The sequence below is a fragment of the Pseudomonas sp. Leaf48 genome (genome assembly GCF_001421885.1).
Classification (GTDB): domain Bacteria; phylum Pseudomonadota; class Gammaproteobacteria; order Pseudomonadales; family Pseudomonadaceae; genus Aquipseudomonas.
Genome location: NZ_LMLH01000004.1, coordinates 184,430 through 206,375, shown reverse-complemented (window position 1 = coordinate 206,375; position 21,946 = coordinate 184,430). Strand labels below are relative to the sequence as shown.

General features: G+C 59.1%; 22 protein-coding genes. 6 read left to right on the top strand and 16 right to left on the bottom strand.

The features are described from left to right. Positions 1-101: 101 nt before the first annotated feature. The 3 genes from ASE98_RS05365 to ASE98_RS05355 form a co-directional block, all read right to left on the bottom strand. Complete coding sequence (locus tag ASE98_RS05365) at positions 102-1,628, bottom strand: SulP family inorganic anion transporter (protein WP_060540344.1); 1,527 nt, start codon at positions 1,626-1,628, stop codon at positions 102-104. A 90-nt stretch (positions 1,629-1,718) separates the two neighbouring features. Further along, entirely contained in the window at positions 1,719-2,450 is a 732-nt protein-coding gene (locus tag ASE98_RS05360) for a carbonic anhydrase (RefSeq protein ID WP_060540343.1), read from the bottom strand. A 244-nt stretch (positions 2,451-2,694) separates the two neighbouring features. After that, the gene (locus tag ASE98_RS05355; RefSeq protein WP_060540342.1) at positions 2,695-3,753 is read right to left on the bottom strand and encodes a PA0069 family radical SAM protein; all 1,059 of its coding nucleotides are present in this window, start codon (positions 3,751-3,753) and stop codon (positions 2,695-2,697) included. A gap of 239 nt (positions 3,754-3,992) precedes the next feature. Here ASE98_RS05355 and ASE98_RS05350 point away from each other — a divergent pair, with 239 nt between their 5' ends. Together ASE98_RS05350 and ASE98_RS05345 are read left to right on the top strand one after the other, a co-directional pair. Then, on the top strand, positions 3,993-4,292 hold the full coding sequence (locus tag ASE98_RS05350) for a hypothetical protein (RefSeq protein ID WP_060540341.1): 300 nt from the start codon (positions 3,993-3,995) through the stop codon (positions 4,290-4,292). Positions 4,293-4,485: 193 nt separating this feature from the next. Next, positions 4,486-4,791: a hypothetical protein gene (locus tag ASE98_RS05345; protein WP_060540340.1), complete on the top strand. Its 306-nt coding sequence runs from the start codon at positions 4,486-4,488 to the stop codon at positions 4,789-4,791. A gap of 88 nt (positions 4,792-4,879) precedes the next feature. On the opposite strand, the gene ASE98_RS05340 is transcribed toward ASE98_RS05345, so the two are convergent. After that, complete coding sequence (locus tag ASE98_RS05340; RefSeq protein WP_060540339.1) at positions 4,880-5,170, bottom strand: YheV family putative zinc ribbon protein; 291 nt, start codon at positions 5,168-5,170, stop codon at positions 4,880-4,882. Beyond that, entirely contained in the window at positions 5,167-7,215 is a 2,049-nt protein-coding gene (gene prlC, locus ASE98_RS05335; RefSeq protein ID WP_162237381.1) for an oligopeptidase A, read from the bottom strand. The genes ASE98_RS05340 and prlC overlap by 4 nt, the downstream gene beginning before the upstream one ends. Before the next feature lie 90 nt (positions 7,216-7,305). On the opposite strand from prlC, the gene ASE98_RS05330 reads away from it, so the two are divergent. Together ASE98_RS05330 and ASE98_RS05325 are read left to right on the top strand one after the other, a co-directional pair. Then, positions 7,306-7,851 carry a gamma carbonic anhydrase family protein gene (locus ASE98_RS05330; protein WP_060540335.1) on the top strand — a complete coding sequence of 182 codons (546 nt, stop codon included), beginning with the start codon at positions 7,306-7,308 and terminating at the stop codon, positions 7,849-7,851. 28 nt (positions 7,852-7,879) lie between these two features. Next, positions 7,880-8,530, top strand: coding sequence for an HAD family hydrolase (locus tag ASE98_RS05325; protein ID WP_060540333.1), 651 nt, complete (start codon positions 7,880-7,882; stop codon positions 8,528-8,530). Between the two features lie 146 nt (positions 8,531-8,676). Here the strand turns inward: ASE98_RS05325 and ASE98_RS05320 are convergent, their stop codons facing one another. From ASE98_RS05320 to ASE98_RS05280, 9 genes are all read right to left on the bottom strand, one after another. Further along, a complete protein-coding gene (locus tag ASE98_RS05320) occupies positions 8,677-9,303 on the bottom strand; it encodes an ABC-type transport auxiliary lipoprotein family protein (protein WP_060540332.1) in 627 nt (208 codons plus the stop codon). Next, positions 9,300-10,238 carry an MlaD family protein gene (locus tag ASE98_RS05315; protein WP_060540330.1) on the bottom strand — a complete coding sequence of 313 codons (939 nt, stop codon included), beginning with the start codon at positions 10,236-10,238 and terminating at the stop codon, positions 9,300-9,302. The genes ASE98_RS05320 and ASE98_RS05315 overlap by 4 nt, the downstream gene beginning before the upstream one ends. A 1-nt stretch (position 10,239) precedes the next feature. Continuing rightward, a complete protein-coding gene (locus ASE98_RS05310) occupies positions 10,240-11,043 on the bottom strand; it encodes an ABC transporter ATP-binding protein (protein WP_060540328.1) in 804 nt (267 codons plus the stop codon). Continuing rightward, complete coding sequence (locus ASE98_RS05305) at positions 11,040-12,188, bottom strand: ABC transporter permease (protein ID WP_060540325.1); 1,149 nt, start codon at positions 12,186-12,188, stop codon at positions 11,040-11,042. Before ASE98_RS05305 ends, ASE98_RS05310 begins: the two co-directional genes overlap by 4 nt. Positions 12,189-12,242: 54 nt before the next feature. Continuing rightward, the gene (locus tag ASE98_RS05300) at positions 12,243-13,271 is read right to left on the bottom strand and encodes a DUF5924 family protein (RefSeq protein WP_060540323.1); all 1,029 of its coding nucleotides are present in this window, start codon (positions 13,269-13,271) and stop codon (positions 12,243-12,245) included. Positions 13,272-13,503: 232 nt separating this feature from the next. Further along, positions 13,504-14,880 carry a M16 family metallopeptidase gene (locus tag ASE98_RS05295; protein WP_060540321.1) on the bottom strand — a complete coding sequence of 459 codons (1,377 nt, stop codon included), beginning with the start codon at positions 14,878-14,880 and terminating at the stop codon, positions 13,504-13,506. 113 nt (positions 14,881-14,993) lie between these two features. Next, positions 14,994-16,652, bottom strand: coding sequence for a Na/Pi cotransporter family protein (locus ASE98_RS05290; protein ID WP_060540319.1), 1,659 nt, complete (start codon positions 16,650-16,652; stop codon positions 14,994-14,996). A gap of 388 nt (positions 16,653-17,040) precedes the next feature. Then, complete coding sequence (locus tag ASE98_RS05285; RefSeq protein WP_060540317.1) at positions 17,041-17,808, bottom strand: TerC family protein; 768 nt, start codon at positions 17,806-17,808, stop codon at positions 17,041-17,043. An 85-nt stretch (positions 17,809-17,893) separates the two neighbouring features. Continuing rightward, entirely contained in the window at positions 17,894-19,201 is a 1,308-nt protein-coding gene (locus tag ASE98_RS05280) for a CitMHS family transporter (RefSeq protein ID WP_060540315.1), read from the bottom strand. Between the two features lie 300 nt (positions 19,202-19,501). Between ASE98_RS05280 and ASE98_RS05275 the strand changes: the two genes are divergently transcribed. Then, the gene (locus ASE98_RS05275; RefSeq protein ID WP_060540313.1) at positions 19,502-19,903 is read left to right on the top strand and encodes a GFA family protein; all 402 of its coding nucleotides are present in this window, start codon (positions 19,502-19,504) and stop codon (positions 19,901-19,903) included. On the opposite strand, the gene ASE98_RS05270 is transcribed toward ASE98_RS05275, so the two are convergent. Continuing rightward, the gene (locus tag ASE98_RS05270; RefSeq protein ID WP_060540311.1) at positions 19,904-20,230 is read right to left on the bottom strand and encodes a DOPA 4,5-dioxygenase family protein; all 327 of its coding nucleotides are present in this window, start codon (positions 20,228-20,230) and stop codon (positions 19,904-19,906) included. A gap of 84 nt (positions 20,231-20,314) precedes the next feature. Between ASE98_RS05270 and ASE98_RS05265 the strand changes: the two genes are divergently transcribed. Then, entirely contained in the window at positions 20,315-20,980 is a 666-nt protein-coding gene (locus tag ASE98_RS05265) for an NAD(P)H-binding protein (protein ID WP_060540309.1), read from the top strand. A 7-nt stretch (positions 20,981-20,987) separates the two neighbouring features. Here the strand turns inward: ASE98_RS05265 and ASE98_RS05260 are convergent, their stop codons facing one another. Beyond that, positions 20,988-21,938, bottom strand: coding sequence for a choline sulfate utilization transcriptional regulator (locus ASE98_RS05260; protein ID WP_060540307.1), 951 nt, complete (start codon positions 21,936-21,938; stop codon positions 20,988-20,990). Between the last annotated feature and the right edge of the window lie 8 nt (positions 21,939-21,946).

The following is a 21,946-nucleotide window of genomic DNA, read 5'->3' as shown; positions in this document are numbered from 1 at the left end:
TACCTGTGGGATCGGGCTTACTCGCGAATGCGGTCAATCATTCAACGTTGATATCGACTGATACACCGCTTTGGCGAGCAAGCCCGCTCGCACAAGGACACTCAGCCAGCCGCACCTATGCCCGTGTTGGTACGAACCCTGCCTTCGAGCCTGCGTTTCAAGCCGCGCGACTCGATAAGCAGCTTCGCGCCCTTGGTGGCGTTCGCCCGGCCCCATTCTTCCAGCAACTCCAGACACGAATGATCGATATAGGTCAGATTATTGAGCGGTACATGCAGCGTCGTGTCCGGTGCAATGCTACCCAGTACCCGGGTCAGTGCCGGCACTTTGAGGAACGTCGCCGCGCCCACCAGGCGCAACTCCATTTCCCCTTCCTGCGGTAAATCGATCAGGCTGATTTTCAAGCGCGAAGCTTTCAGCGCCAGCTTCACCAGGGTCAGGCCGAAACCGATCAGCACGCCGGTCAGCAGGTCCGTGAAGACAATGGCCAAGGCCGTCGCCGCGTAGGTAAACATCGGCATCCGGCCATATCGGCCCAAACCGCGAAAAGCCTTGAGGTCGACCAGTTTGAAACCTGTGTAGACCAGCACACCCGCCAGACTCGCCACCGGAATGCTTTGCAGGACACTGGACAACAGCAAGACAAAACCCAATAGCCACAGGCCATGGAAAATGCTCGAGAAACGTGTGGTTGCGCCTGCCTGGACGTTGGCCGAACTGCGCACGATCACCCCGGTCATTGGCAGCGCTCCGAGCAGGCCACAAAGCATGTTACCGACCCCTTGGGCGGACAATTCCCGGTCGAAATCGGATCGCTGACCGCTGTGCATGCGGTCGACCGCCGCGGCCGAGAGCAAGGTTTCGGCGCTGGCGATAAAGGCCACGGCAAACGCGGCAATCAGCAGTGCCGGATCAGCCAGGTTGAGCAGGTCCGCAGGCTTGAGCCAGTCGATCGCCTCACTCAGGTTGGCTGGCACCTCTACCCGCTTGACCTGCAACGCCAGCGCCAGGCTGGCGAAGGTGGCCAGCCCGACTCCGAGCAACGCACCAGGAATAAAGCGCAGGGATTGCGGGCGCAATTTTTCCCAAAGCCACATGACGGCAATCGTCGACAGCCCGAGCAAACCGGCCTGCCAGCCGAAGGTCGGCATCGCTTGAACCAACGCGCCCGGGAAGGCTGCCAGATTATCCAGCCCCGAAGGCTTGGGCACGGCATCGAGCATCACATGCACCTGGGAAAGCACGATCAGTACACCGATCCCGGCCAGCATGCCGTAAACCACCGCCGGTGCCGTCACCCGAAACCAGCAGCCCAGTTTCAAACGCCCGGCCAGCAATTGTAGAAATCCCGCCAGCAACAGGATCGGCCCGAGCATGACGACGCCGTGTTGGCGTACCAATTCAAATACCAGAACAGCCAGCCCCGCCGCTGGACCGCTGACTTGCAGCGGCGAACCGGCCAGCCAGCCGACTACCAGCCCGCCGATGATACCGGTGATCAAGCCTTTGGCGGGCGGCAGCCCTGAAGCGATGGCAATGCCCATGCACAAGGGCAGGGCGACCAGAAACACCACCACTGAAGCCAGCAGCTCCCGTGGCAGAACAGTTTTGAGTTGCGCAGCACGCATGAGGTCTCTCCCGAGCTTTTCTTCAGGCATGGCAAAGCCAGGCTGCCTGATCGGCAGCCTCGGCTGAACCACACCGGGATTTAGGAGTGTTTAGAAGCGCGCTTTGGGCGTTGCCACCGGAATCGGATGGCTGCCATCGAGCGGCAGGAAACAGCCTTGATCAGCATCGTAGGCTTTGATCTGGCTGGTCTCGATGTTGTAGACCCAACCGTGGATAAACAGCTGACCATTGGCCATGCGCGAGGCCACCGATGGATGGGTGCGCAAATGCTGCAACTGGGCAATCACGTTTTCCTCGGTGAGGATGTGCATGCTTTCGCTTTCATTGGAGCAGTTGCAGTTTTCCTGCACCATGGTTTTTGCCACTTCGGCATGGCGCAACCAGGCTTTGACCGTCGGCATTTTTTCCAGGCTTTGCGGGTTGAGTACCGCGCGCATGGCGCCACAATCGGAGTGCCCGCAAATGATGATGTGATGCACGCCGAGGGCCAGCACCGCGTACTCGATGGCAGTGGAAACACCACCGTTCATTTGTCCGTAGGGCGGCACGACGTTACCGACGTTACGGGTTACGAAGAGGTCGCCGGGGGAGCTTTGGGTGATCAGTTCGGGAACGATGCGTGAATCGGCGCAGGCGATAAACATCGCTCGTGGCCGCTGGGCCGTGGCGAGTTTCTTGAAGAGTTCTTCCTGCTGGGGAAAGACCTCATGATGAAAATGCAAAAAGCCGTCAACGATATGCTGCAACGCTGCATCGGCGGTTTCGGCCTCGGGCTGGGCGGAAGCCGACGCAGCCAACGGCTGTTTATCCTTGTCACTCATGAATTCATCCTCATTTGACGGAGCCAGGGAATCTTCCCGTTTTGTCCGGCGTGAAGCCAGTGGCTGGTTAAAAAACATCCAGATCGAAAATCTCGACCGGTCAGTCACTCGATGAACAAGGTAGCCGCCGAATCTTAACTCAAACTGAATCAAGCGCTCTAGAACGCGTGTTCCAGGTCACAAAAAACGTGACCCGCCTAATGTCCGTGAGCGTTTACCAGTCTCAACCATAGGCCAATTGTCCTCAAATCAATGACATTTGGCGACCCGGCGGACAAAAGGCTTCGCAGTCCAGGTTAAAACCCTCCCGGTGATTGAGCCCCAACCGTTTGATGGTCTTGGCAAAGCGTTGCGCCAGCAGGTCGGCAAACGGACCTTCACCCCGCATACGGGCGCCAAAACGGCTGTCGTACAACTCGCCACCTCGACTCTGGCGAATCAGGCTCAACACATGCGCGGCGCGCTGCGGATAGTGGGCAGCCAACCACTCTTCGAACAGCGGTGCCACCTCCAGCGGCAGGCGCAACATCATATAGGCCGCGCTCTGCGCCCCAGCCGCATGGGCCTCGGTGAGCAAGCTTTCGAGTTCGCTGTCGTTGATCATCGGAATCATCGGTGAACACAGGACGCCGACCGGGATACCTGCTTCACGCATCACCCGGATGGCCCGCAATCGCGCCTTGGGCGCCGCAGCGCGGGGTTCGAGGATGCGTTTGAGTTCGTCGTCCAGGGTGGTCAGGCTGATCATCACCGCTACCAGCCGCTGCCCGGCGAGCTCGGCCAACAGGTCCAGGTCGCGAAGAATCAGCGAGCCCTTGGTGACGATAGTCACCGGATGCCGGTAGCGCAGCAGCACTTCGAGGGTCTTGCGGGTGATCTGGTATTCGCGCTCGATCGGCTGGTAAGGGTCGGTGTTGGAGCCGAGGTTGATCGGCGCGCACTGATAGCCACGTTTGGACAACTGCTCCTCAAGGACGTCCGCTGCATTGGTTTTTGCGATCAGCCGGGTTTCGAAATCCAGCCCCGGTGACATGTCCCAATAGGCGTGGCTCGGTCTTGCGTAACAATAGATGCAACCGTGCTCGCAGCCACGATAGGGATTGATCGAGCGATCGAATGGCAGGTCCGGCGAGGTATTGCGGGTGATGATGGTTTTCGCGGTTTCAATGCGCACCTCGGTACCTTGGGTTACCGGCACTTCCTGATACCAGCCGTCATCCTCGCCCACCGAACGATTTGGCGCAAAACGGTTATGCGGGTTGGTGGCGGTGCCGCGACCGCGGGGTGGCAAGGGCGTGCTCATGATCAATTCTCCAAGCTGTATATACATACAGTATAGGGGAATTGATTCACTGCCCAGTGCCGTTTGGCGCCTTGATCTTCATGACCACCTGAGTGCGCTTGGTTGAACAAACAACGAAGTGATGCGCGTAGCAGGGATCATCGAATGTCACACAAAAATAATGGAATAATAACTAAAACGCTCAGTATATTTTGTTCGCAGCAAATACAACTTCGAATTTACTTAAAAAGGATTTGGTAATGTCGTATTTCAATCGTCGTGGAATATTTCTTCAAAAACTGGGCCCCACCATTGTTGATCCGCGCGAGGTACTTGTTTCCATGCAGTTCGCGTTGAAAGAAACGGATCATGATGAACATGGAGCACCCACCGACAAGCTTTTGGATTCCAGTGAGTTCATTGCGTCGTCTTACGATGGCGGCCAGACGTTCAAACTAAACAACGCCAGAGACGTGGATGGAGATGGCGACATCGATCATGCTGACAAAGAAAAATTACTGGCGCTGGCCAAGGCCTATGCGAGTATCGTTAACCCATAATGGATAACTGGCGCTCAAGCTGGAATATTGTTGCTGTCAACGGCCAGCGCCGTTCGGCACCTTTATGCTTATTATTTCAAGTGCGCGCAAGGCAACCAAGAGAAACAAACAAAGCCTGGCGACCACTCAGGAAATGCGACTAATATTTTTCTCGCTGCAACTTCAATTATTGATACTAAAAAGGAATTTATCTATGTCACTTTTGAATGATCATGGCATTTTTTTGCATAAACACGTACCAGGCTCTGTCAAGCCGAACGAAGTAATTGTTTCGATACGCTTTGCATCCAAAGAGGATGATGGAAGCGTAGCGCTGGACTCTAAGATCATGACTGCATCTTCTTATGATGGCGGTAAAACTTACAGCCTCAGTAAAACCGGTGGACTCGTCGATGGATACGCCAATGATGAAGAAAACGCACAACTTTTGGCCTTAGCGAAAGCCTATGCAGCAATAAAAAGTTTTGATCGAATCGTATTACCACCTATTGAGCTCTGATTGATAAAGACTGGCATGTAACCTCCAGTGACTCGCCTGGTCAATCCACGGCAGTCACTGGAGCTACAACAAAGAGATCGGCACCGAATCAGTGTTGCTCGTCAGGCTTTTTCTGCAGTTTCGGATTCGGAAAAAACTGTACCGCCTGCACGGTCTTGTCCGGCGCAGGCTTGAGTGCGCTGGTGTTGACCCGTGTACCCAACTCCTTGGGCACCGACAGCCCTTGTTCGTTGAGTGTGTCGGAGTAACCGCAGGCCACGCACTCACGGTGCGGGACCTGGTCCTCGTTCCACATCATCAACTTGTCCGGCTCGCTGCATGCCGGGCAGACCGCCCCGGCGATAAAGCGTTTTTTAGTAATCACAGGTCCCTCACTCATGCTGCCGCGCCCTCACTCAGGCCGCTATGGCGCAAGAGTGCGTCAATCGACGGCTCACGACCACGGAAGTCGACGAACAGCACCATTGGCTCCTGGGATCCGCCGCGCGCCAGGATCGCTTCCCGGAACGCGCGACCGGTTTCGGCATTCAGCACGCCTTCTTCCTCGAATTTCGAGAAGGCATCGGCCGAGAGAACTTCAGCCCATTTGTAGCTGTAGTAACCAGCCGCATAACCGCCGGCAAAAATGTGCGCAAAACTGTTGGGGAAACGGTTATAGGCAGGTGGTCGCATGACCGAAACCTCGTCGCGCACGCCTTCGAGCACCTGTGCCACGCTGCGACCGTCACCATGGGTGGCGTGCAGTTCGAAGTCGAACAGCGAGAACTCCAACTGGCGGACCATCATCAGGCCGGACTGGAAGTTTTTCGCCGCGAGCATTTTTTCGAGCAGGTCCTGCGGCAGCGGTTCGCCGGTTTCATAGTGACCGGAGATCAATGCCAGGCCTTCCGGCTCCCAGCACCAGTTTTCCATGAACTGACTCGGCAGTTCGACCGCATCCCAAGCCACGCCGTTGATACCGGATACGCCAGCGTGCTCCACGCGGGTCAGCAAGTGATGCAAACCGTGACCGAATTCGTGGAACAGGGTGGTGACTTCATCATGGGTCAACAGCGCAGGCTTGCCGCTGTCAGCCGGAGTAAAGTTGCACACCAGGTTGGCCACCGGGCTTTGCAACACGTCGCCAGCAGTACGTCGACGGTCACGGGCACCGTCCATCCAGGCACCGCCGCGCTTGTTGGCGCGGGCATACAGGTCGAAGAAGAAGCGACCGACGTGCTGGCCGTTTTCCTTGATTTCAAACAGGCGCACGTCCGGGTGCCAGGTATCGAAACCTTTGAGTTCGGCGATCTCGATGCCGTACAGGCGCTGGACGATGGCGAACAGGCCGCCCAGCACCTTGTCGATCGGGAAGTAGGCGCGCAGGGTTTCCTGGGCCACGCTGTAGCGTTGTTCACGGAGTTTTTCGCCGTAGAAACCACTGTCCCAGCTCTGCAGGTCGGCGCAGCCTTGTTCAGCGGCGTAGGCCTTGAGCTGCTCAAGGTCCTGGGCAGCGAATGGCTTGCTGCGCTTGGCCAGGTCACGCAGGAAACCCAGCACCTGATCGCTGGACTCGGCCATCTTGGTGGCCAGGCTCAGCTCGGAGAAACTGGCGAAGCCCAACAGTCTGGCCAGCTCCTGGCGCAGGTCGAGGATCTCTTCCATGACCGGTCCGTTATCGTTCTGACCGGCGTTCGGGCCCTGATCCGACGCGCGGGTGCAGTAGGCCGCATAGACTTCTTCGCGCAGGGCGCGGTCCTGGGCGTAGGTCATCACCGCGTAGTAGCTCGGGAATTCCAGAGTAATCAGCCAGCCATCAAGGCCTTTAGCCTGAGCGGCGGCGGCCATTTGTGCCTTGGCCGAATCGGTCAGGCCGGCCAGCGCCGACTCGTCGGTGATGTGCTTGGTCCAGGCCTGGGTGGCGTCGAGCAGCTGGTTGGAAAAGCGACTGCCCAGCTCGGACAGTTTGCTCTGCACTTCGGCATAGCGTTTCTGCTCGGCTTCCGGCAGGTCGATACCCGACAGACGGAAGTCACGCAGGGAGTGTTCCAGAATAGTTTTCTGCGCCACGTCAAAGCCGGCCGCTTCCGGGCTGTTGGCCAAGGCCTCGAAGGCCTGGAACAGTTCGCGGTTCTGGCCCAATTCAGTGGAATAGGCGCTCAGGGCAGGCAGACAAGCCTCGTAGGCTTCGCGCAGTTCGGCGCTGTTGCACACGGCATTCAGGTGGCTGACCGGGCTCCAGGCTGCGCCGAGACGATCATTGAGTTCGTCCATCGCCAGCACCAGACCGGCCCAGGTCGGTTGTGTGCCCTGGGTCTTGAGGATCTCGACGATGGCGGCACGGTTGTCAGCCAGTATCTGTTCAATGGCCGGTTGTACGTGTTCGGCACGGATTGTGGAGAACGGCGGCAGGTCGTACGGCTGTAAAAGAGGGTTCACGCTCACGGTTTGACACCTTGGCTGGAAGAAACATGCAGCCATCTTAATTACAATCGACACTCACCGCAGCTATCAGCGACAGAGAGAGAACCTATCGTGTCCCTTCGCAAGTATCAGAACCATACGCCGCTGCTCGGCAAAGGCGCTTTTGTCGACGGCTCGGCGGTAGTGATCGGCGACGTTGAAATCGGCCCGGACAGTTCCGTCTGGCCGTTGACGGTGATCCGTGGCGACATGCACCGCATCCGTATCGGTGCGCGCACCAGCGTGCAAGACGGCTGCGTGCTGCACATCACCCACGCCGGCCCGTTCAACCCCGATGGTTTTGCGCTGCTGATCGGCGATGACGTGACCATCGCCCACAAAGTCATGCTGCATGGCTGCTCGGTAGGCAGCCGGGTGCTGATCGGCATGGGCAGCATCGTCATGGACGGTGCCGTGATCGACGATGACGTGATCATTGGTGCCGGCAGCCTGGTGCCACCGGGCAAGCATCTGCAAAGCGGTTTCCTGTACGTCGGCAGTCCGGTGAAGCAGATCCGCCCTCTGACCGACAAGGAGCGTGCCTTTTTCACCTACAGCGCGGCGAACTACGTGAAGCTCAAGGACCTGCATCTGGCCGAAGGCTACGATCAGCTGTAAACCGTCATGCTATAGCCCAGGAAATTTCATGCATTACCAGACCGTTTTGTTCGACCTTGATGGCACCCTGACCGACCCGCGCGAGGGTATCACCCGATCGATCCAGTTCGCCTTGAGCAAACTGGGCATCGATGAGCCCGACCTGAGCAAGCTCGAGCACTTCATCGGCCCGCCGCTGCTCCAGGCGTTCATGCAGTTCTACGACTTCGACGAGGCCAGGGCCTGGGAGGCGGTGAATTTCTACCGGGAACGTTTCAAGGTCACCGGCCTGTACGAAAACCGCGTGTTCGACGGCGTCACGCCACTGCTGGAAACCCTCGGCGGACAAGGACGACAGCTGTACATCGCCACGTCGAAACCCTGGGTGTTCGCCCGGGAAATCGCCCGGCACTTCGACTTCGCCAAACACTTCAAGGTGATTTACGGCAGCGAACTGGACGGTACCCGAACCAACAAGGTCGAGTTGATCGCCCATCTGGTGGCTGAAGAGAAACTGGACCCGGCCACCACCTTGATGATCGGCGACCGCAAGCACGACCTGATCGGCGCACGCAGCAATGGGCTGGACGCGGCAGCGGTGGGTTACGGGTTTGGCAGTTACGAAGAGCTGAGTGCCGAAGCGCCGGCGTATCACTTTGAAACGCTGGAGCAGATGCATCAGGCGTTCTTGCAGCGTTAATTGAATCAACTCGATCAAAATGTGGGAGCGGGCTTGCTCGCGAAGGCGGTGTGTCAGTCACCATTGATGTCGAGTGACACACTGCCTTCGCGAGCAAGCCCGCTCCCACTTTGAGCCCTGGTTGGCTGCAAGGAATCTGATCGGACTCAAGGCCGTGGCGACGGCGCTAGCCTCTGCCCCTGCTCAACCGTCCAATTCACCACCTGCACCGTCAACTGGTCATTCGCCCGCCCAAACCCGGCGACCACCGCCGGCACCTGCACATCGCTCAACGGCTGGCGCACTTCAAAGCGCCGGCTGGCGAGGATGCGCTGGTCATAACTGCGCACCAGCAACGCATCCAGGCGCACGACAACGCTCGCACTGGCGCCTTGGTATTCAGTCTGGAACGCCTGCAGCGTGCCGCCCAGCTCCAGGTCGGTCTGGAAAAGACTGTCATCGGTGCTCAGCAGCGGCACCCGGCCGTCGCGCTGGAAGCCGTCCAGCAGCCGATTGCGCAGCAGCACCGGCGCCGGGTCGCTCCAGCGCGCACCTTTGTAGCTGCTGATCACATCGCCCTGGGGAACCACCGCAATGTTCGGGCTGTTCAACGCCTCGCTGGTTTGCAGTTTGGTCAGGCGCAACGACCAGTGCTGCGCTGTGCCACGGCTGGCAGGCCCAGCACTTTGGGCCGAAGGCAGGCGATAGACATCGAAAGGTTCCGGCTTGGGCAGGATCGAGCACGCACTGATCAGCGTGAAGCCGGCGAGCAGGGCAGTACGAATCAGCTTCATGGGGTGAACTCCTTGTTCTTGTCGCTGCCCAGCAGGTAACCGCTGGGGTTGGCCTCCAGGCGTTGAGAAATGGCCCGCAACGAAGTCAGGGTTTCGCGCAGCTCCCGCACCGCCGGGGCCAGGCCATTGAGGCCTTGCATACCGTTGTTCAGCGAATCCTGATTGCTCACCAGCAACGTGTTGATGGTGGCAGTGCTCTGTTCCAGGGATTTCATCGCCTGCTCGGCACTGCCCAGTGCCTGCTTGCCATGATCGTTGAGCAGGCCGTTGGCATTGCGCATCAACGCCGTGGTCTGCTCCAGCATGTTATTGGCCTGCTTGCCGACCGAGGCCAACTGCTGCATGGCCTGACGGATATCGCCACGCTGCTCGGCAATGGTCCCGGTGGTCTGTTCCAGGTGCTCCAGGATCTTGCTGATGCGCTCGATGTTTGCCGTTGAAAACATCGAGTTCGCGTTTTGCATCAGCGCGTTCACCCCGGCCATCAGGTCGTTGCTGTCATTGAGCAGTCGAGCGATGGGCGAGGGCGCTGCAATGATGGTTGGCAGCTTGCCATCCTTGCCCTTGAGCGTCGGGCTCTGGGGTGTACCGCCGCTGAGCTGGATGATCGAGGTGCCGGTGACACCGGTCAGCGCCAGTTTGGCCTCGGTGTCTTCCTTGACCGGGGTTTCACCGCCCAGGCGAATCCGTGCCAGCACTCGGCGCGGATCTTTCGGATCGAGGCGTAGCGACACCACATCGCCGACCTTGATCCCGCTGTACTGCACGGAACTGCCCTTGGACAAACCACTGACCGCCTCGTTGAACACGACCTCGTAATCCTTGAATTCGGTGTCGACGCTGGACTTGGCCAGCCAGAGACCGAACAACAGCGCGGCCGTCACCACAATGACGCTGAGCAGGCCGATCAACACATGATGGGCGCGGGTTTCCATGTCAGACCTCGTTGAGCTGTTGGGCGGCTGTCAGCGCCGCGCGGCCGCGAGGGCCGTGGAAGTATTCGTGAATCCATGGGTCGTCGGTTTCCGAAACCTTGTCGATCGCGTCCGCCACCAGCACTTTTTTCTGCGCCAGTACCGCAACCCGGTCGGTAATGGTGTAGAGCGTGTCGAGGTCGTGGGTCACCAGAAAAACACTCAGGCCCAAGGCGTCACGCAGGGTCAGAATCAATTGATCAAACGCGGCAGCGCCAATCGGGTCGAGACCGGCGGTGGGCTCGTCGAGAAACAGTATGTCCGGGTCCAGGGCCAGCGCCCGGGCCAGCGCGGCGCGCTTGATCATGCCACCGGACAGTGACGCTGGGTATTTGTCTGCCGCCGACAACGGCAACCCGGCCAAGGCCATTTTCACCGCCGCCAGGTGTTCGGCGTCGTTGCGGCTCAGGCCGGCGTGCTCGATCAGCGGTAGGGCGACATTCTCGGTCACCGTCAGCGACGAGAACAGCGCACCTTTCTGGAACAGCACGCCGAAGCGCCGTTCAATCAGTGAGCGCTCGTGCTCGGCCAGGGTCGGCAGGTTTTGGCCGAAAACCTTCACCACGCCTTCGCTCGGTTGGCGCAGCCCGATAATGCTGCGCAGCAATACCGACTTGCCACTGCCAGAACCACCGACCACGGCAAGGATTTCGCCTTTATACAAATCCAGGTCAAGGTTCTCGTGCACGCTCTGGCGACCGAAGCGATTGCACAGGCCACGCACCTCTATCACCGCCTCGGCGGGCGCCCTGGGTAAACGACTCACCAGCCCATCTCCATGAAAAACAGCGCGGCCACCGCGTCGAGCACGATCACTACAAAAATCGACTGCACCACACTGGACGTAGTATGAGCGCCGACAGACTCGGCACTGCCGCTGACCTTGAAGCCTTCGAGGCAACCGATCGCGGCGATCAGGAAAGCGAAAATCGGTGCTTTGACGATGCCCACCAGAAAATGCTGAACGCCGATGTCCGATTGCAGCAGCGACAGGAACATCGCCGGCGAGATATCCAGCGACACCGCACAGACCACGGCACCGCCGATAATCCCCGACAGCATCGCCAGGAAGGTCAGCATCGGCAATGCGATCAACAGGGCAAGGACCCGTGGCACTACCAGCAGCTCCATGGGGTCGAGGCCCAAGGTGCGAATGGCATCGATTTCTTCATTGGCCTTCATCGAGCCGATCTGCGCGGTGAACGCGCTGGCCGTGCGCCCGGCCATCAGGATCGCGGTCAGCAACACACCGAACTCACGCAGGAAGGCAAACCCGACCAGATCCACAGTGAAGACACTGGCGCCGAAAGTGGCCAGCACCGTCGCCCCGAGAAACGCCACCACCGCGCCCACCAGAAAGGTCAGCAGAGCGACGATGGGGGCGGCATCAAGGCCAGTCTGTTCGATGTGCGCCACCATTGGCGTGATGCGCCAGCGCTTTGGGCGGAAAATGCCACGGGCGATGGTTTCCAGGATCAGCCCGACAAAGCCCAGCAATTGCAGGGTATCCTGCCAGACGGTGTCCACCGCCCGGCCAATACGGGTCAGCAGTTGAATGCTGACGCTGACCTCCGGCTCTTTGATCGGCACACAGAAATCGGTCAAAGAGCGGTAGACCGTTTGCAGCAAGGCGCGATCGGCGGCGCTGATGGTGCAGTCGGGGTGCTCGGCGGACTGGCCGAGACGTTCAGAGCCCAGCAGCTCGACCAATAACGACGCACCGGCGGTGTCGAGTGCGCCGAGGCCATTGAGGTCGATGGCGGTATCAGCGTCGTACTGACCGAGGAGCGTTTCACTCAGTAGCTTGAGGTCGGCGTAGTGGGCAAGCGTCCAGTCGCCCGTCACCCGCAACTGCGCGGGGGTCAGCGAAGTATCTAATTGGGCATTGCCGGCCATCGCGCTGCTGATCATAAGCTCCGTGCTTGTCTGCTGGTTACGCAATCCTTCGTAATAGCACGAACCGGATTACTTTTCTTGAACCGCTGTGCTGTCCCTGACGACGAAGCGCAGCACCCCGATGAGCTGTCCGTCTTCGGTCAGCACCCGGACTTGCCACTTGCCAGCCGGATTGCCGGGGAAATTCTGTTTATGGGTCCAGGCGCGATAGCCTTCCTTGCGGCCGCCGTGAATATCCAGCGGGATGCGGTCGACCTCTTTGCCGTTGAACTGCCAGACGTGATAAATCCGCTCGTCCAGACCCCGCGGGGCGTTGATCGCCGTATAGGCATAGAGGCCGCCACCGCGAATCTGCTCGGTGCTGACCTCGTCGAGGCTGGCACCCGGAGTGCGGTCCTGCATTTGCGTGCTGATGGCCACATCGGTCATCCACAGTGTCGCGGGCGGTACCCATGAGCGCAGTTCCCAGCCGACCGCGCCGATTCCCAGGGTGATGCTCAGGATTGCCAGCGCGTTGCGCAGGGTGCGGATCGGGAAGATCGATGCCAGGCTCGGGAACGACAGCAGCACCGCAATGCCCAGCGCCCACTTGAAGCTCTGCGAAGTGGTCAGGTGCATGATCACCGGCAGTGCCGTGAGCAGGGCCGCGAACAGCGTCAGGGTATGCAACGCCAGAAACGCCCAGCGCCGTGGCGCCAGCCATTTGTAGTAGAGCGGATCGACGATGGATATCAGCGCCGCGATGCTCAGTAGCCCGGTGAAAAACAACTGGCCGCTGTTCCAGGTCGTGGTGATGAAAAAGAACGGCAGGACGAAGAAAAGGCTTTCCTGGTGAATCATCTGCGTCGCGTAACGCAACAAAGGTTGCGGAATCTCGCGCTTGAAAATGCGCGCGAACAGCTTGGTCAGACTGTTTTCCAGCATCAGCCAGATCCAGCTGATCAGCATGATGGTGGTGATCCAGCTCGCCAGGCCTTGCTGACGATCAACCAGGATGAAACTGCCCACCCCGGAGATAAAACCACCAGCCGCGATGACCCCGGGATAGCGCTTGATCAATTCAAGGATGCGCTGAACGAAAAGGGTCAGGTTCGGCATTCGGGCTTTTCACAGTAGTAGTAGGAAAAATCCTCGACAGGGTACCGCTGGGACGGCGGTGTGGCGAGGGGGCTCGTCGGAACGCCGCACCGCCGTTCGGCGGCCAAGCAGTCGTAGAGCGATTATCTGAATTGACCGTGATCGTTAATTTGGGGCCGCTTCGCGACCCAACGGGGCGGTGCCGCGGTCCGCCAAGCCCCCTCGCCACAAAAGCCTGTGCCACAGCGCGTGGTTAATTTCTGCGGCTGATGCGCCACCCCAACAACCCAAGCACGATCAACCCCATGATCCCGGCAATCCCCCACACCAATTGGTCGTCACTCACCAATGGCTTTTCGATCCGCAGATAACCAGGCTGCAGAAGCAACTCGCGCATGGCCTTGTTCGCCTCTTCCAGAGACACCGCTTGCAGCTCCCGGGCCGGATTGACGAAGCGGCCATCCTCGTAATCGCCAATGGCGCTCCAGTAGTAATCGGCCAGTGCACTGTTACCTTGCACGGCCCAGGCCTGGCGGGCGATGGCAGCCTGTTTGAGGCGGTTGAAGGTGTCGGCATTGAGGCCGTCCTTGAGCAACTCGGCCTTCAACTCTTCCAGCACCTGCTCAGCTTCGGCAACATCGCCGCGCTCGAGGTCGGCATTGAGGCTCATGAAACCTACACCGCCGAACACCTCGCGCTCCGCCCACGGGCCATAGGACAAACTGTGGGCCAGTCGCAGCTGGCGATACAACGCCCAGTCCAGATAGTCCTTGAGCAGGTCGAAGGTTTGGTCGTGCTGGTCCTCCAGCACCGGCTCCGGCACCAGCCAGTGCAGCTTGGCCCCGTCGCCGACAAAACCGCGGATCAGGCTGCGCTCATGGGCGGCACTGGCCTGGATTTGCGGCAGCGGTGGATGTTCGCTGGGGTTGATCGCTTCAAGCGCGCCATACGCCCGCTCCAGATAGGCCGGCAGCAACTTGTCCAGGTCACCGACCACGATCAGGGTCATGTTGTTCGGCGCATACCAGCCGTTGCGCACGCGCTCCAGTTGTTCGCGGGTCAGACTGTCGACTTGCGCCCGCTCGGGGCATTTGAGGCCTAATTCCACCGCCAGTTGACTGCTGGCGGTGTGGCCCAGGTCCTGGCGATCCAGCCAGCGTTGCAGATGTGAGTAATGCCCGCCATCTTCGCGCTCGACCACTTGCTTGGCAGCGTTGATGGCATTGTCGTCGAACCGGGTCTGGGTCAGCAGCGCCAGCAGCAGGTCGAGCACCTTGCGCTGGTTTTTCGCCGGGGCCTCGATGACGAACGTGGTATCGGCGTTGCTGGTGAACGCATTCCACTCACCCCCCAAGGCCTGCATGCGCTCCTCCAGGCCGCCTTCGCCACTGGCGTCGATACCGCTGAACAGCAAGTGTTCGAGCAGATGCGGCAGTTCTTTTTCTTCGCAGCTGAAATCATCCAGGCCAACCCCGATCACCAGGCGAATCGCCACATGCCCGCGCTCGGTGCCGGGCTTGAGCAGCAACTGCAAACCGTTGCGCAGCGTATAACCCTCGACCTGGAAACGATCCAGGGCAAGCGTGGGGAATGAGCCAAGCAACAGGCAGGCGAGTAGCAGACAACGCATAAAAAGCTTCCAGGCGGCTGATTGGAGATCCGTGTCGTCAGTCATGCCGACTTGCCCGCGAAAGCGGCCTCAAGACTGAATCAATACTACTGACTGATCACCATGCCATACGTTCAAGGTGAATGTGTGGTGTCAGCCAAATCGTCGACCACCAGAGCACCTGTGTCGGAAGTTTCCAGCACCACATAGGCACTGCTGCAAAACAGCGAGTTCAAACGTTTCATGTCGGCGATCAGCTCCAGGTGCAACGAACTGGTTTCGATACTCTGCACGATCTTACGTTGTAGCCGGCTGACATGTGCATGGGCCAGGCGGCGTTCCTGTGCACGAAAACGACGTTTCTCACGCACCAGTTGCCGGGCGCTTTCCGGGTCGGCACTGAGAAACACCGACATCCCCAGGCGCAGGTTGGAAATCAACTGACTGTGAAGCCCGGCCAGTTCATCCAGCCCCACGTCGGAAAATGACCGACGCTGTGAGGTTTTCTGCTGCTGCACCTTGCGCAGCATGCGTTCGATGAGGTCGCTGGCAAGTTTCAGGTTGATCGCCAACTCGATGATTTCCGCCCAGCGCCGGCTGTCCTGATCGCTGAGATCCTCGCGGGGCATCTGCGCCAGATACAGCTTGATCGCGCTGTACAGGGCTTCCACATCATCGGTCAGGCGGCGCATTTCCTGAGTCACCGCGGTATGTTGGCCGCGCAATACGTCGAGCATGGCTTCAAGCATGCTGTCGATCAGATCGCCTATGCGCAGGGTTTCCCGGGCTGCGTTGGCCAGCGCCAGGCCGGGGGTGGCCAATGCTGTGAGGTCCAGATGCCGGGGTTTGGCTGTACCGTTGGCTTGCAGGCGTTCGGGCAGTACCCAGGCACAAAAACGCGCCATCGGCCCGACGCTCGGCAGCAATATCAGGCAGCGCGTGGTGTTGTAGAGCAGGTGGAAGCTGATGACCATCTCCTGCGGGCTGAAATCCAGGCTGTCCAGCCAGTGCACCAACGGGTCGAGCACCGGAATCATCAGCATCAGGCCGATCAGTTTGTACAACAGGCTGCCCAACGCCACCTGCCGTCCGGCGGCGTTCTGCATACTGGTGCTGAGGAACGCAAGAATGCCGCTGCCGATATTGGCGCCGATGACCAGGCCGATGGCCACCGGCAGGCTGATCACATTGGCGCCGGCCAGGGTTGCCGTGAGCAGCACAGCCGCCAGGCTGGAGTAGGAAATCATCGCGAACAGCGCGCCAATCAAGGCGTCCAGGAGAATGTCGCCGGTCAGCGAGGCGAATATCACCTTGACCCCTTGGGCGTGGGTGATCGGCGCCGCCGCCTCGACAATCAGTTGCAACGCCAGAATGATCAGCCCCAGTCCGATAGCGACGCGGCCCATCTGCCCCACCCGTGTCTGCTTGCGCGACAGGAAGAAGATCACCCCGATAAAGATCAGCAGCGGCGACAACCACGACAAATCGAGGGTCAGCACTCGCGCCATCAGCGCCGTACCGACATCGGCACCGAGCATGGTCGACAGCGCCGGGGTCAGCGCCATCAGGCCCTGGCCGACAAAGGAAGTGACGAGCATGGCGGTGGCGTTGCTGCTCTGGACCATGGCCGTCACGACGATCCCGGCGACGAAAGCCAGCCCGCGCTTGGACATGTTCCGGCCGATGACATGGCGCAGATTGGAGCCGTAGACCCGCAGGATGCCGGTACGGACGATGTGCGTGCCCCAGATCAGCAGGGCCACGGCGGAGAGCAAATTGAGCAGGGTGAGCATACAGACCCCCTGTGGTGCAGCGCTCCAAAGGAGCAAGTTGACGGTGCCGCGCGACGTTCTACGTTCTGATACTTAAGCTGTAGTTGGCTAACGGTCTGAGCGCCAGCATCGCATAGCTAAAGAAGTGATTGAAACAAAACTGTCATGAACACAAATTCAGACAATCCCACAAAAACAATGTGGGAGCGGGCTTTTGTGGCGAGGGGGCTTGCCCCCGTCGGGTCGCGCAGCGGCCCCAAAACCTGCTATCGCGGTGTACCAAGTACGCCGCATGCAATGGTTTTGCGACTGCTACGCAGCCGAACGGGGGCAAGCCCCCTCGCCACAACAAGCCCCCTCACCACAAAGGCTTGCTCCCACAGGTTTTTGCGTTGTCACTACATCCGGGTTACTGGCCCGGAATGTCCTTGCGCAGCTTCACCGGATCCTGCTGCTTGCGCTTCTTCGCAATAGCAGTGCGCATCTTGATATTGATCGCTTCCACCGCCAGCGAGAAGGCCATGGCGAAGTAGACGTAGCCTTTTGGTACGTGCACGTCCAGGGATTCGGCAATCAGCACGGTACCGACGATCAACAGGAACGACAGCGCCAGCATCTTCAGCGACGGGTGCTTGTCGATGAATTCGCTGATTTTGCCCGAGGCCAGCATCATCACCAGCACTGCAACGATGATCGCCGCAACCATGACCGGTACGTGGGAGACCATGCCGACAGCGGTAATTACCGAGTCCAGCGAGAACACAATGTCGATGATCGCGATCTGGATGATGGTGTAGATGAAACTGCCGCCAGCGCCCTTGGGTTCCTCGTTGGTTTCGTCTTCGCCTTCCAGCGCGTGGTACATCTCTTGCGAGCTCTTCCACAGCAGGAACAGACCACCGAAGAACAGGATCAGATCGCGCCCGGAAATGCCTTGGCCAAACACTTCGAACAGATCGGTGGTGAGACGCATGACCCAGGTGATCGACAGCAGCAACAGGATTCGCGTGATCATGGCCAGTGCCAGACCGAAAATCCGGGTGCGCGCCTGCAAGTGCTTGGGCATGCGGCTGACCAGGATCGAGATCATGATGATGTTATCGATGCCCAGGACGATTTCCAGAGCGGTCAGGGTAAAGAAGGCAACCCAGATTTCAGGGTTGGTCAGCCATTCCATGTGTATTCCTTTGAGGATGCGTTAAACCACGAAGGGCCCGGGCTTCAAACAACGAAGCCTGGACCCGAAGTGGTGAGTCTTGGGCTTATAGAGTGCTGAACATCGGAAAAGTCCCCAGCACCAGTGCAGCAACCAGTATGCAGATACAAACCAATACAGCCCACTTCAGCGTGAAACGCTGATGATCACCGAAGTCGATACCGGCCAGAGCTACCAACAAGTAAGTCGATGGCACCAGCGGGCTCAACAAGTGGACGGGCTGACCTACGATCGAGGCACGTGCCATTTCCACCGCGGTTATACCGTAATGACTAGCGGCTTCGGCAAGTACCGGTAACACGCCGTAATAAAATGCATCGTTCGACATGAAAAACGTGAACGGCATGCTCACCAGCGCAGTAATCACCGCCAGATACGGGCCGAGGAAGTCCGGAATCACCGCCAGCAGGCTTTTTGACATGGCATCGACCATACCGGTGCCCGACAGGATACCGGTGAAAATACCTGCCGCGAAGATCAAACCGACCACCGCCAGCACGCTGCCGGCGTGGGCCGCGACGCGATCCTTCTGCATTTGCAGACAAGGGTAGTTGACGATCATCGCAATACTGAACGCCACCATGAACAGCACAGGCAACGGCAGCAGACCGGCAATCAGGGTGCACATCAGGCCCAGGGTCAGGGCACCGTTGAACCAGATCAGCTTGGGACGACGGGCATCCGGGAACTGCGAAACGCTGATTTCACTGTGGTCGATTTCATCGCCCACCAGGTGCAACTCACCCAGACGCGCACGCTCACGCTTGCCGTAGAAGTAGGCAATCAACAGGATCGCCACCACACCGGCCGCCATCGCCGGGATCATCGGCACAAAGATGTCGGACGGGTCGACGTGAAGCGCACTGGCCGCACGGGCGGTCGGGCCACCCCATGGGGTCATGTTCATCACGCCACCGGCAAGGATGATCAAGCCGGCCATGATCCGCGGACTCATGCCGATACGGCTGTAGAGCGGCAGCATGGCGGCCACGCAGATCATGTAGGTGGTCGCGCCGTCACCATCGAGGGAAACGACCAGCGCCAGGACGGCAGTGCCGACTGAAACCTTCAACGGGTCGCCCTTGACCAGTTTGAGGATCTTGCGCACGGCCGGGTCGAACAGGCCGGAGTCGATCATCAGGGCGAAGTACAAAATGGCAAACATCAGCATCACGCCGGTCGGCGCAAGCTTGGTGATGCCTTCGAGCATCATCGGGCCGATCTTCGGCGCAAAACCGCCGAACAGGGCGAAGACGATCGGAATGATGATCAGGGCGATCAGCGCGGACAGGCGCTTGGTCATGATCAGGAACATGAACGTGATGACCATGGCGAAGCCAAGGAAAGTCAGCATGGGAATACTCCAGGCATAGCGCGGCTAGTGAATGGGCGGATCGGGCGGGATCAGCGCAGAACGGGAAGCACGAGGCGTACGGGCGGAGTGACAGCGAAGCGGCGGGTAGGAGAGGACATCAGAATCACCATTGTTGTTGTTAAATGGACCTGGCGAGCACTTGAACACTCGCATTGGCCAACCGGTCTTTTGCCGGTAGTGACGGCGATCCTAATCGGGGAAGCTTTCAGCCAGCTTTCGAGAATGAAAGCATTGAGCGGTTGTGCAACCGGTCGTCGGACGGGACACAGAGGAAATGTCATGAGTGAATTTCACAACGGCGGCTGCCACTGCGGGCAATTGCGTTACCAATTCAGCGGGCCGCTTCACGATATTGCCCACTGCCACTGCTCGATTTGCCGAAAGGTCAGCGGTGGCATTGTGACCACTTGGATCACCGTGCCCGCGTCAGCGTTTCGATGGCTGGCAGGAACGCCGGCGCGGTACGACTCCTCATCAACCTGCGCACGATATTTCTGCGGCCACTGTGGTGCACACCTGGCGCTGGTGACGCACCTGAGCCCGCAAACCATCGATGTGACCACTGCCACCCTCGATCATCCCGAACAGGCACCCGCCGAGCGTCACATCTGGACCAGCAGCCGTTTACCGTGGTTGCACCTGGACGAACAGCTGCCCGGCGAGGCCGAAGAAAGCATCTGATCAAAAATTAGACAGATCCAGCGGACGGATTGCGCCCATCCAGATCGCATGGTCGGTGTGGTCCAATAAATCGTTGCCCGTGTCCGGGTGCAGGAATACCACCAAGCCCTTGCGATTGAGCGCCAGCCACGGCAGCAGGTCGCCGATCAATTCAGGTCCGAAGGCCAGCTGGCAGCTCCAGTCCGGGTGCGGGCCGACCGGGCGCTCATGCACGCGACCCATTTTCAGTGGAAATAACTGTGCTGCGTGCTCACACAGGGCCCGCGCCTGATCAATGGTTGTGGCATCGAAATAGACGTGGGCGTGATAACCCTTGATCTGCTGCATTTGAATCCCTCTGAAAGCTGTTCGAACCCTCACCGTTTCCTGCGGGTCACACGCCATATAGACAGGAAAACAGAGAATCCAGCCATGAAAAATGCCGAAACCCCCGTCGTGAAAGTGGTGCTTTATGGTGCCATGAGTAGCCTGGGCAGTGCGCTGATGGCTGAAATGCTGCGGCGTCAGCATGAAGTGATCGCGATACTGGATGACCTTACGGCGCTCGCGCCGCGCCCGGGGTTGCGCACCAAGAGCGGCGACCTGTTCGAAGCCGAGCGGGTCAAACAAAGTGTGGCGGGGAGCTCGACGGTCATCTGTCTACTGGACGCACCAGGGCTGCCATTCAATAGTGATCACGTGGAAAAAACCATCGTGCCGGGCCCGGTCGAACAGGTGCTGGCGGTGGATGCGCTGATAGAAGGTCTGCAAGGGGCAGGCATAAGCCGCTTGTTTCTCGTGGGTGATTTCGACGTCCTGGACGAACCGGACATCGCGGACCGCCTTCAACTGCATGCCGCTGAAGAAATCCGCGAAGCGCTGCAAAGCTGCCCCTTGCACTGGACGATGGTGAATGCACCAAGGGCGGTGGCGGGGCTCACCATCGAGCATTTCAGCCAGGTCAGCAGTAGTCTGGAACCCGGGCTGGGTGAGAGCCTGGAACGATTGACCCGAGTGGCAACCGGTATTGCCGATGAGATGCGGCTGAATTTGCATGTGGGTGAACATGTGAATTTCGTTGCTGCTTCAAACCCGTAAAAGATCTTCACACCGCAATCGAAGGCAACGCCAAGCCAGACAATGATTGCGCGCTGCTGGACTGCTCGGCCATCAACCAGTCGACAAATTGCTGAATCAACACCCCGCGTCGTTTGCGTTGGGGCAGTACCACGTAATAACCGAGCCGGGACATCACTGTTTCGGCGATCGGTCGACACAACAAACCCTGCGCCAGCAAGTTATCCACAAGGTGGCGCCAGCCGATGGCTACGCCCTGACCGCCAATCGCCGCCTGAATCAGTAAAGTGTAATTGTCGAAGCGCACCTGACCCGGCGCCGGAGGTGATGTAATCCCCAATTCACGGAATACACCGCTCCAGTCGAACCAGTTGCTACTGTTTTCGCCGCGCAGGTGCAGTAGCGGAAACTCCAGGAGAGCCTTGGCCGGTAAAGGCAGTGGGCGGTCGTTGAGCAACTGCGGGCTGCACACCGGGAACACTTCTTCGCTGAACAGCCAATGGCTTTCACCTTGTTTGAAACGCCCGTCACCGAACAGCACTGCCACGTCGATATCGGTACGCAGCATGTTGTGGCTGCGCTCACTGGTGACAAGGCTGACATCCACCTGCGGATTGGCCGCATGAAACCTGTGCAGACGCGGCATCAGCCAATAAGCGGCGAAGGCAAAATCCGTAGCGACTTGCAGCACCTCATGCTGCTGTTGCGCACTGATTGCGCCCAATCCTGCGTCGATATGCTGCAAACCGAGCTGAACTTGCTGAAAAAGCAGCGTTCCCGCCTCCGTCAGCTCGATGCCTCGATAAATACGGTCGAACAGTCGAACCGCCAGTTGCTCTTCTAAACGCTTGATTTGCTGGCTGATGGCCGGTTGTGTGGTGCCAAGCTCCACGGCAGCGGCGGTGAAGCTGCGTTGACGGGCTGCCGTTTCGAAGGTGCGGAGTAAATCCAGAGACAGGTCACCAAGAGACTCATACATAAGATGTG

Bases quoted from the DNA above. Each gene is read 5' to 3' on its own strand.
- ASE98_RS05280 (WP_060540315.1), bottom strand. From the start codon at position 19,201: ATGCTGACTTTCCTTGGCTTCGCCATGGTCATCACGTTCATGTTCCTG.
- ASE98_RS05365 (WP_060540344.1), bottom strand. From the start codon at position 1,628: ATGCGTGCTGCGCAACTCAAAACTGTTCTGCCACGGGAGCTGCTGGCT.
- ASE98_RS05260 (WP_060540307.1), bottom strand. From the start codon at position 21,938: ATGTATGAGTCTCTTGGTGACCTGTCTCTGGATTTACTCCGCACCTTC.
- ASE98_RS05350 (WP_060540341.1), top strand. From the start codon at position 3,993: ATGTCGTATTTCAATCGTCGTGGAATATTTCTTCAAAAACTGGGCCCC.
- ASE98_RS05355 (WP_060540342.1), bottom strand. From the start codon at position 3,753: ATGAGCACGCCCTTGCCACCCCGCGGTCGCGGCACCGCCACCAACCCG.
- ASE98_RS05340 (WP_060540339.1), bottom strand. From the start codon at position 5,170: ATGAGTGAGGGACCTGTGATTACTAAAAAACGCTTTATCGCCGGGGCG.
- ASE98_RS05265 (WP_060540309.1), top strand. From the start codon at position 20,315: ATGAAAAATGCCGAAACCCCCGTCGTGAAAGTGGTGCTTTATGGTGCC.
- ASE98_RS05345 (WP_060540340.1), top strand. From the start codon at position 4,486: ATGTCACTTTTGAATGATCATGGCATTTTTTTGCATAAACACGTACCA.
- ASE98_RS05295 (WP_060540321.1), bottom strand. From the start codon at position 14,880: ATGCGTTGTCTGCTACTCGCCTGCCTGTTGCTTGGCTCATTCCCCACG.
- ASE98_RS05270 (WP_060540311.1), bottom strand. From the start codon at position 20,230: ATGCAGCAGATCAAGGGTTATCACGCCCACGTCTATTTCGATGCCACA.
- ASE98_RS05320 (WP_060540332.1), bottom strand. From the start codon at position 9,303: ATGAAGCTGATTCGTACTGCCCTGCTCGCCGGCTTCACGCTGATCAGT.
- ASE98_RS05290 (WP_060540319.1), bottom strand. From the start codon at position 16,652: ATGCTCACCCTGCTCAATTTGCTCTCCGCCGTGGCCCTGCTGATCTGG.
- ASE98_RS05285 (WP_060540317.1), bottom strand. From the start codon at position 17,808: ATGGAATGGCTGACCAACCCTGAAATCTGGGTTGCCTTCTTTACCCTG.
- ASE98_RS05325 (WP_060540333.1), top strand. From the start codon at position 7,880: ATGCATTACCAGACCGTTTTGTTCGACCTTGATGGCACCCTGACCGAC.
- ASE98_RS05300 (WP_060540323.1), bottom strand. From the start codon at position 13,271: ATGCCGAACCTGACCCTTTTCGTTCAGCGCATCCTTGAATTGATCAAG.
- ASE98_RS05275 (WP_060540313.1), top strand. From the start codon at position 19,502: ATGAGTGAATTTCACAACGGCGGCTGCCACTGCGGGCAATTGCGTTAC.
- ASE98_RS05305 (WP_060540325.1), bottom strand. From the start codon at position 12,188: ATGATCAGCAGCGCGATGGCCGGCAATGCCCAATTAGATACTTCGCTG.
- ASE98_RS05360 (WP_060540343.1), bottom strand. From the start codon at position 2,450: ATGAGTGACAAGGATAAACAGCCGTTGGCTGCGTCGGCTTCCGCCCAG.
- ASE98_RS05315 (WP_060540330.1), bottom strand. From the start codon at position 10,238: ATGGAAACCCGCGCCCATCATGTGTTGATCGGCCTGCTCAGCGTCATT.